This is a genomic window from Caballeronia pedi (assembly GCF_001544915.2).
GTDB classification, from domain to species: domain Bacteria; phylum Pseudomonadota; class Gammaproteobacteria; order Burkholderiales; family Burkholderiaceae; genus Caballeronia; species Caballeronia pedi.
On sequence record NZ_FCOE02000064.1, the window covers coordinates 23,002 to 31,378 of the forward strand.

Below are 8,377 nucleotides of genomic sequence, written 5' to 3' on the forward strand. Positions count from 1 at the left end.
ACAACATGGCCGAGCGACAGGAAAAGCATGAGGTCAGTGCGTTTGCCGCTTGTAAAAGAGCCGTCCTCAAGGGCGATTGGTCGACGGGGCTCGCCGCGTTCTCGTCGGCATCCGCCGTCGGTGCGATGCCCGATGCGGCCGCGCTCGTGTATCGCATCATCGCGCTGATCCGTTCGCACGATGAGCCGGCAAAGGCGATTGCGCAACTCCACGCCGCGCTCGTGCGCGAGGCGGATGCGCGCGACGATCTGCGACGTCTGCTGGTGTCGCCGCTGGTGCGGGAAGGCGCGCTGAGCGACGCGGTCGACGTCCTGTCCGTGGTGGTCGAAGCATGGCCCTACGGCGCGGATGACCGGCGCCTGCTTTCGAGTCTGCTGGGGCGCCTGAAGCGCTGGGATGAGGCCATCGCTCATGCGGATGCCGCCGCGCGAGCCACGCCGGACGACGCGGCCCTGCAAGCCACGCGCATTCAATTGCGCCTGCAGGCAGGTCGTGCCGACGACGCCGCGCGAGTCGCGCGAACGACGCTGATACTGGCGCGCCGCGACGGCAAGCACGCGCACGCGTGGCTGACGGCGTTGATGCGCGGCGGCGAGCCGGCGTTGGCCGCTTGCGTCGCGAGCACGCTCGATGCCAGCGCGTTGCCCGACGAACGCGTCGCCGCTGCGATGGTGCAGGCGCTGCTGAACGATGAACGTTTCGATGCCGCCGTACGTGCGGGGGAAGCCGCGCTGGCCTCGGGCCAGGATGGCGCCGCGCTGCGCTCGCAACTGGGTCAGGCTTGTCTTGCGCGCGCCACGCCGGAGGATCGCCATGGCCGCGCGCTGGAGCACTTTTCCCGAGGCGTGGTGTTCGCGCCGGACGACCTCCGGCTCGTGTCGCTCCATGGCGAAACGCTACTGCGCGCTGGCCGCTACGCCGATGCGATACCGCCTCTGCAACGGGCCTGTGAACTCGCGCCCGGACTCGAGCAGCACCGCGCGCTGCTCGCCCGGGCCTTGCGCTATGCGGGCCGTCACGCCGAAGCCGCCGACGCGCTCATGACGCTCGTATCGCAACGGCCGGAGCGCGGACGCTGGCAGCGGCTGGCAGCCGCGGCGCTGTCTCAGGCGGGTCGACATGACGAAGCGTCGGCGCTGTACGCGGGTTATCTTCGTACGCGCAGCGAGGCGTTGCCGACATCGTTCGCCGCGGCCATGGCCGAGCTCGACCACAAGATCGACACGTTGGCGATTCCGCGCGCGCGGCTCGACTGGGCGTGGTCGCTGCGACGCGACGCGGACCAACTGACGCGCGCGCAATGGGAACGCGCGGCGCGCTGGGGCCATCTGGTCGATCATCTGTTGCTGGAATGGCTCGAGTGCCGCGACGACCGGATCGAAGAGGCCATGACCCTGCTCGGCGATCTCGATGAAACCGAGCGCTTTTTCGCACCGCTCATGGCGAGCGGCAAGGGCGTCGTGGTCGCGACGGCACATGTCGGTCCGATGTACGCGGGGCTCATGGTTCTCGAACTGCTCGGCATGCCGTCGCGCTGGCTCTCGACCACGCCCGGCGTGACGAGCGCGAAGTACGCGTCGGCGCTCATCTCGACGGCGGACCAGAGCGAGACGCAGGTGGCCAAGGAAGCCCTGCGGGCGCTTCAGTCGGGCTCCGCGCTGTGCATCGCGGTCGAAGGTGCGCTCGATCCGGCCGCGCCGCGCGTGCCGTTCGCCGGACAGGAGATCACTTATTCGAGCTTTGCGGCGCGTGCGGCGCATCGTCTTGGGTTGCCATCGGTGTTTTACGCGCCGCGGTGGGAGCACGGCAAGATCGTCAACACGCTGGCAATGATGCCGGCAGTGCGGCCGGGCGAGGACGTCGAAGTCTATGCCATGCGCTGGCAACAGGCTTATCTCGGCCACTTGCGCGAGCACCTTGCCGGAGCGCCGGAGAACTTGCGGCTGAGCGGCGGAATCTGGCGGCACGTGCGCGCCATGGATCGCTCGACACAACCGTATGATGCGCCCGGCGGTGACCGGTGAGCATCGAACCTATTCAACAAGCAGGAAGCGGATATGAAACTGGAGCAAATACTGAACGAACCGAATGTGCCGGCCTGGCTGAAGGACGCCACGCAGCGTGATTTGTGCGAGCGGCTGTCGTCGGGAAGCCATCGCTGGCTCGTCACGGGGGCGGCGGGATTCATCGGCTCGAATCTGGTCGAGACCTTGCTCATGCTGGAACAGGAAGTGCGCGGCATGGACAATTTCGCCACGGGCCACCAGCATAATCTCGACGAAGTCCGGCAGCGCGTGGGCGAGGCGCGCTGGAGCCGTTTCTCGTTCCACGAGGCGGATATTCGCGACGTGGCCGCCTGCGAGCGAGCGGTCGCGGAGATGGATTTCGTGCTGCATCAGGCCGCGCTCGGTTCGGTGCCGCGCTCGGTGAAAGATCCGATCACCACGCACGACGTCAACGCGTCAGGATTCCTTAATATGCTCGATGCATCGCGCCGCGCCGGGGTTCGACGCTTCGTGTATGCGGCGTCGAGCTCGACCTATGGTGACGAACCCAATCTGCCGAAACGGGAGGAGCGTATCGGCAATCCCTTGTCGCCGTATGCGGTGACCAAGCTCGTCAACGAAATCTATGCGGGCGTATACGCGCGCACCTACGGTTTCGCGTCGGTCGGGCTGCGCTATTTCAACGTGTTCGGTCCGCGTCAGGATCCGAATGGCGCGTATGCCGCCGTCATTCCGAAGTGGATCGCCGCAATGCTTGCCGGCGATGAAGTCCAGATTAACGGCGACGGCGAGACGAGTCGAGACTTCTGCTACGTGGGCAACGTCGTGCAGATGAACCTGCGCGCGGCGTTGTGCGAAGACCTGCGCGCGAGCGAGGTCTACAACGTGGCCGTGGGCGACCGCACCACCTTGAAAGATCTCTTCAATGTGATCCGCGTTGGTTTGGGCAGTCATGGTTTCAGCTATGACAACGCGCCCGTTTTCGGGGAATTCCGCGCGGGCGACGTGCGTCACTCGCAGGCGGACGTGTCGAAGGCGCGAGCCGACCTCGCGTATGCACCGTTGTTGAACCTGCGCGCCGGCATGAGCGATGCGCTTCCCTGGTACATCGCGCGCCTGACGGCCCGATGATGCGACGCCTGACGTACGTTCTCGTCATCCTGATGGCGATGATTGCCGCCAGCGTGCGGGCTGCGACGCCAGAACCCTGCGAAATCGCCGATGCCGATTGCCCGATGGTCTCCACGCTGCTCGCGCAGAGAGAAGGCTACGGTCGCGATGCGACGGGCGGCATGGGCGGGCGAGTGATGGTCGTTTCGTCGGCGGCGGATTCGGGCAAGGGATCGCTTCGCGACGCGCTCGCGCAGGCGCGAGGTCCGACATGGATTCGCTTTGCGTCGGACCTGACGATCGTGCTCGAATCGCAGCTTCGCCTTCCGTCGAATGTCACCATCGATGGTCGCGGGTATCGGGTGACGCTGCTCGATTACGGCTTCGGCGTTTACGGCCGATCGAATGTCATTCTCACGCATCTCACGATCGATGGGCGTCTGCGCACGTTCACGCAGGCGGTCGATATCGCAAGCGGCTCGCGCAACGTGTGGATCGATCATCTCGATCTTTCGCGTTTCGCGGCCCGTCTCGTGAATGTGAAGAACGGGGCCACGGACGTTACGGTGTCGTGGGTCAAGTTCCACGACGACGACAAGGTCATGCTCGTCAACAACATCACGTCGAAGAATCTGTTCGAGCATTTCGATCGCGATTCGATTGCGCGGGTGACCATTCATCACAGCTACTTCGTCGACACCATGCAGCGCAATCCGCGCGCGCAGTTCGGCACGGTGCACCTCTATAACAACCTGCTCGAAAACTGGGACTTCTATGGCATGAGTTTCAGTCTGGAGGCGAAGGCGCTGGTCGAAGGAAACATTTTCGTCAATTCCGCGCGACGCGCTTGCACGGAGCCGCCATTCTTCCCGACCGTCGAGGGCGTCGACGCGAACTATTGCAGTTACATTCCGGTGGCGCCGGGGCGCACTACGCTGGTGAACGGCGAGTCGGACCGCAAGAGCTATGAGCAAACGAAAGCTCTGTACGGCTATACGCGAAGCTATAAGGCATTCATCGCCGTACGGGACAATCTTTATCTGCGCGACGCGAAAGGCGTTCTCGAGAACGATCAGCCCGGGAAGGTGCCAAATCCACCGTATTGCTATTCGTACGAACGCGCTTCGCCTGCATTGGCGGAGCGCATCCGGGTTCAAGCGGGAAATAAGGACAGTGAGGGGTGGCAATCGCGTTGCCGAAAATGACGATAACGCCCGCATCGAATGCGGGCGTCTTCGCTTATCGCCACACCATCAACGATCCGCGAGCTGCCCCGAAATCGCCCGCACCGCAAACGCGCCGACGATCATGAACGCCGCGACCGCATACAGCCCGATGCTGTTGTTATGCGTCGTCACGTTCAGCCAGCCGACCATGTAGGGCGACACGAAACCCGCGAGATTGCCGACGCAATTGATCCCGGCGATGCCCGCCGCGGCCGACGTGCCCGCAAGAAACGCCGCCGGAATGCCCCAGAACAACGACAACGCCGACAGAATGCCCGCCGCCGCAACCGATAGCGCGATAACCGCGAGCACCGGTTGATGCCCGACATAACCGCTCGCGGCAAAACCTATCGCACCGATCACGAGCGCAATGGAAAAGTGCATGCGGCGCGAGCGGAACTTGTCGGCGCTGATGCCTGTGAGGATGATCGCGGGAATCGCGACGAGATATGGCACCGCCGACAGCCAGCCGATCACTTCGACGTTCGTGAGCCCGCTGTCCTTGATGATCGAAGGCAGCCAGAAGCTGATGCCATAGAGCCCGATGATCTGGCAGAAGTACACGCCGCACAGCTTCCAGATATTGACGTCGGAGAGGAACGCGCGCGCGTTGTGATGCGCGGTCTTGTCCGCGTCCTCGCGTTCGACCGCATGCGTGACGAGGCGCTTTTCATCGTCGGTGAGCCATTTCGCCTGACTGGGCTTGTCGACCATGAGCCATAGCACCATGATGCCGACGACGAACGCGGGAATCGCTTCGATCAGGAAGAGCCATTGCCACGCGGCCATGACGCCCGAGTGCCTGAACGCGGAAAGAATCCAGCCCGACAGCGGGCCACCTACGATGCCCGCGAGCGGGATCGCGATGTAATACACGCCGTAGGCGAAACCGCGCTTCTTCGCCGGAAACCAGTAGGTGAGATAGAGCATGATGCCCGGCGAGAACCCCGCTTCCGCGACGCCCAGCAGAAAGCGCACGATATAGAACTGCGATGGCGTAAGCGTGAGCGCGGAAATGATCGCCCACGTGATCATGATGCGCGCGATCCAGCGCCGCGCGCCCACGCGATGCAGGATCAGATTGCTCGGCACTTCGAAGATGAAATAGCCGATAAAGAAGATGCCCGCGCCGAGGCCGTAGACTGCATCGGAAAAGCCGAGATCGGACAGCATTTGCAGCTTCGCAAAGCCGACATTCACGCGATCCAGATAATTGCAGAGATAGCACAGCACGATGAACGGCATGATGCGCCACGTGATCTTGCGGTACACGTCCGTCGTGCCGGATTGTGCGACGCCTAGCGTTTCGCTGATTTGACTCATGTCTCCTCCGTCGCCCTTTTGCGGGCGTTGAGAGTGCGAAGCGCCCGGGTCATCGAATGGCCCAGGCGCACAAGGGATCAAAGAACGTTCATATCCTTAGCTGGCGAGTTTCTGCGCGGGCACCTCCAGCTTCATTTCTGCGCGGAAGATGTCTTCCATTTCGCGACGCACGCGCACCGATTCCTTGTTCGCATCGAACGCGACGTCGCTCCAGCGCACCGGTTGGCCCGCCGCGACCGGACGTTGCAGCACCATGTTGTGGGCGAGTCCGATAGGCAATGCGCCCTGAATCAGCGAGTCGGCGGCGGGCATCAGTTTGCCGTAGACGGTATGGCCGCCTTCGCCGTCGAGACGCTCGCCCGCGCGCAGATCGCGCTTCGCGGTGGCGGCGACGTCGCCATGAAAGCCCGAGGTCGCGCCGGTCGCTTCGCCGCGCACGGCGATGCTCGCGATCGACTGCCCGAGTTCGAGTCCGATCAGGTGATACGGCTTGTACATCGCGGCGAAGCGGCCCGTGCTGTCGGTCTTGAGGCCGTACTGTGCGAAACAGTCGCGCACGTAGTCGGTCGGCGCTTCGAAGACCGCGTACACGCCCCAGCGCAGATCGCGGAACACGGGGCGTCCATCGCGTTCGAGCGATGACACCACTTCGACGCTGCCGCGATGCGGAAGAATGCCGCCGTCGGATGCGGGACGCAGCAGCGTCGGCAGATCGTCGACGCCGCACGCGGGAAACGCGAGGCCATCGGCGGGCGGGCGCAGATCGCAGGCATTCGAGACTGCCGCCATTTCGAGCGCGGACTTGGTGCCGTCGAGAAACGAGTTGAACATCTGCGCGTTGAAGTCGCCGGAGCCGACCTGTTCTTCGGTGAAGCCGTAATGGCCCCAGACGGTATCGGGCGTCGATTGATGATAGATCGGCAGATACTTCGTGCCCTTGCCCGCGCAGATCACGTCCATGCCGATGGTGCGCGCCCAGTCCACCAGTTCCGCGATCAGCGCGGGTTGATCGCCGGAAGCCATCGAATAGATAATGCCCGCTTCCTCGGCGCGTCGCGCGAGCAAGGGGCCGGCGAGCACGTCCGCTTCGACGTTGACCATCACGATGTGCTTGCGATGCTTGCAGCACAGCAGCGCGTGATGAATGCCCGCGGCGGGGCTGCCGGTCGCGTCGATGACGATATCGACGTGATCGCTGGCGATCATCGCGTCGGCATCGTCGGTGATGAAGGTCGATCCATTGGCGCGCGCTTCGGTCCACGAACGCGCGGCGTAGCGCGCTTCTTCCCAGCCCACGCGCTTGAGCGATGCGCGCGCGCGATCGGGCGAAAGGTCCGCGACGCCGACGAGATGAATGCCCGGCGTGCGCGGCGCTTGCGACAGATACATCGAGCCGAATTTTCCCGCGCCGATCAGACCGACCTTGACCGGCTTGCCTTCCTGTGCACGAGCCTTGAGTTTCGCGATGAGCGACATGCTGTGTGTCTCCTGATTGTTTCGCGTCCGCGTGCTCTGCCTTTGCAGAGTTCAGGAAAAAAGATAGCAGCGACTTTCTTGCAATAGAATGGGCAAATCGGCAATCGCTCTGTGCACAAATCCCCATGCGTGGCTTCGACTGGGACGACATCCAGGCTTTCCTCGCCATCTCGCGTTCGGGCCGGCTCACGGTTGCGGCGCAGCAGATGGGCGTAGATCATTCGACGCTGAGCCGGCGCGTGGCCGCGCTGGAAACGGCGCTTGGCGTGCGGCTCTTCGATCGCAGTTCGCAGGGGTTTGTGCTCACGCCCGAAGGTGAGCGCGTGCTGAGCGACGCGGAAGGTATGGAAAGCCTCGCGACGCGCATGCGTCATCGGCTGGAAGATGCGTCCATTGGTCTGACGGGTAGCGTGCGTATTGGCACGCCGGAGGGCTTCGGCACGTATTTTCTGGCGCCACGGATTGCGCAGATTGCGGCGGTGCATCCGCAGCTCGAGATCGAGTTGATCGCGAATCCGCGTATGTTCAGTCTTTCGAAGCGCGAGGCGGATCTTGCTGTCAGCATGACGCGGCCTGCGCAAGGGCGCGTGTATGCGCACAAGCTGACGGACTATGCGTTGGGGGTGTATGCATCGAGGGATTATCTGGAGCGGCATCGCAAGATCGCATCGCGGCGCGATTTGCTGAAGCATCCCTGGGTCGGATATGTCGAGGATCAGATGTGGTCGGCGGAGTTGAATTATCTGCCGCAGATTTCCTCTTCTCTCGTGCCCGCGATTCGTATTTCCAACGTGATCAGTCAGGCAGCGGCGGTATCGGGTGGAGTGGGGCTCGGGGTCTTGCCATGCTTCATCGCGCGGACCGATTCTAATCTCGTGCGATTGCTTCCTGAAGAGATCGCGTTGTCGCGGTCTTATTGGCTCGTGACGCTCGCCGAAACGCGGGATGTCGCGCGGGTCAAATGGTTGGCGGATTTCATCCGGAAGGAATGTGAGGGGAGGTGGTTTTTGGAGGGGTAGCAGTTCTGGTTCTGCTTGCGCTTGGGTTTTTGTCGCTGGATCCCGTTAGCGTGTCGGTCTATTAGTGCCGCCCCTGTGCGGGGCGGCACCTACTTTCTTTGCAGCAGTGTATGGACTCGGGACATGGGTAACAGGTGTATCGGGACATGGGTAACACATTCATCCGGTCATGCCGTCAGGTTTATGTTGATGGTATCGAAGTGATGATGAGCGATGT

At 63.1% G+C, this 8,377-nt stretch carries 6 protein-coding genes; 4 read left to right on the forward strand and 2 right to left on the reverse strand.

Features of this window, described 5'->3' with window-relative positions:
• Window positions 1-5: 5 nt before the first annotated feature.
• Genes AWB80_RS40490 through AWB80_RS40500 form a run of 3 tightly spaced genes read left to right on the forward strand, consistent with a single transcriptional unit; the run spans window position 6 to window position 4,321 of the window.
• Complete coding sequence (locus AWB80_RS40490; RefSeq protein WP_087132011.1) at window positions 6-2,024, forward strand: tetratricopeptide repeat protein; 2,019 nt, start codon at window positions 6-8, stop codon at window positions 2,022-2,024.
• Between the two features lie 33 nt (window positions 2,025-2,057).
• Complete coding sequence (locus AWB80_RS40495) at window positions 2,058-3,137, forward strand: SDR family oxidoreductase (protein WP_244207026.1); 1,080 nt, start codon at window positions 2,058-2,060, stop codon at window positions 3,135-3,137.
• Entirely contained in the window at window positions 3,137-4,321 is a 1,185-nt protein-coding gene (locus AWB80_RS40500) for a pectate lyase family protein (RefSeq protein ID WP_425266941.1), read from the forward strand. The genes AWB80_RS40495 and AWB80_RS40500 overlap by 1 nt, the downstream gene beginning before the upstream one ends.
• Window positions 4,322-4,369: 48 nt before the next feature.
• Here the strand turns inward: AWB80_RS40500 and AWB80_RS40505 are convergent, their stop codons facing one another.
• On the reverse strand, window positions 4,370-5,665 hold the full coding sequence (locus AWB80_RS40505) for an MFS transporter (RefSeq protein WP_061180232.1): 1,296 nt from the start codon (window positions 5,663-5,665) through the stop codon (window positions 4,370-4,372).
• Between the two features lie 96 nt (window positions 5,666-5,761).
• Window positions 5,762-7,141: an NAD(P)H-dependent oxidoreductase gene (locus AWB80_RS40510; protein ID WP_061180233.1), complete on the reverse strand. Its 1,380-nt coding sequence runs from the start codon at window positions 7,139-7,141 to the stop codon at window positions 5,762-5,764.
• Between the two features lie 125 nt (window positions 7,142-7,266).
• Between AWB80_RS40510 and AWB80_RS40515 the strand changes: the two genes are divergently transcribed.
• Entirely contained in the window at window positions 7,267-8,160 is an 894-nt protein-coding gene (locus tag AWB80_RS40515) for a LysR family transcriptional regulator (protein ID WP_061180234.1), read from the forward strand.
• Window positions 8,161-8,377 lie beyond the last annotated feature (217 nt).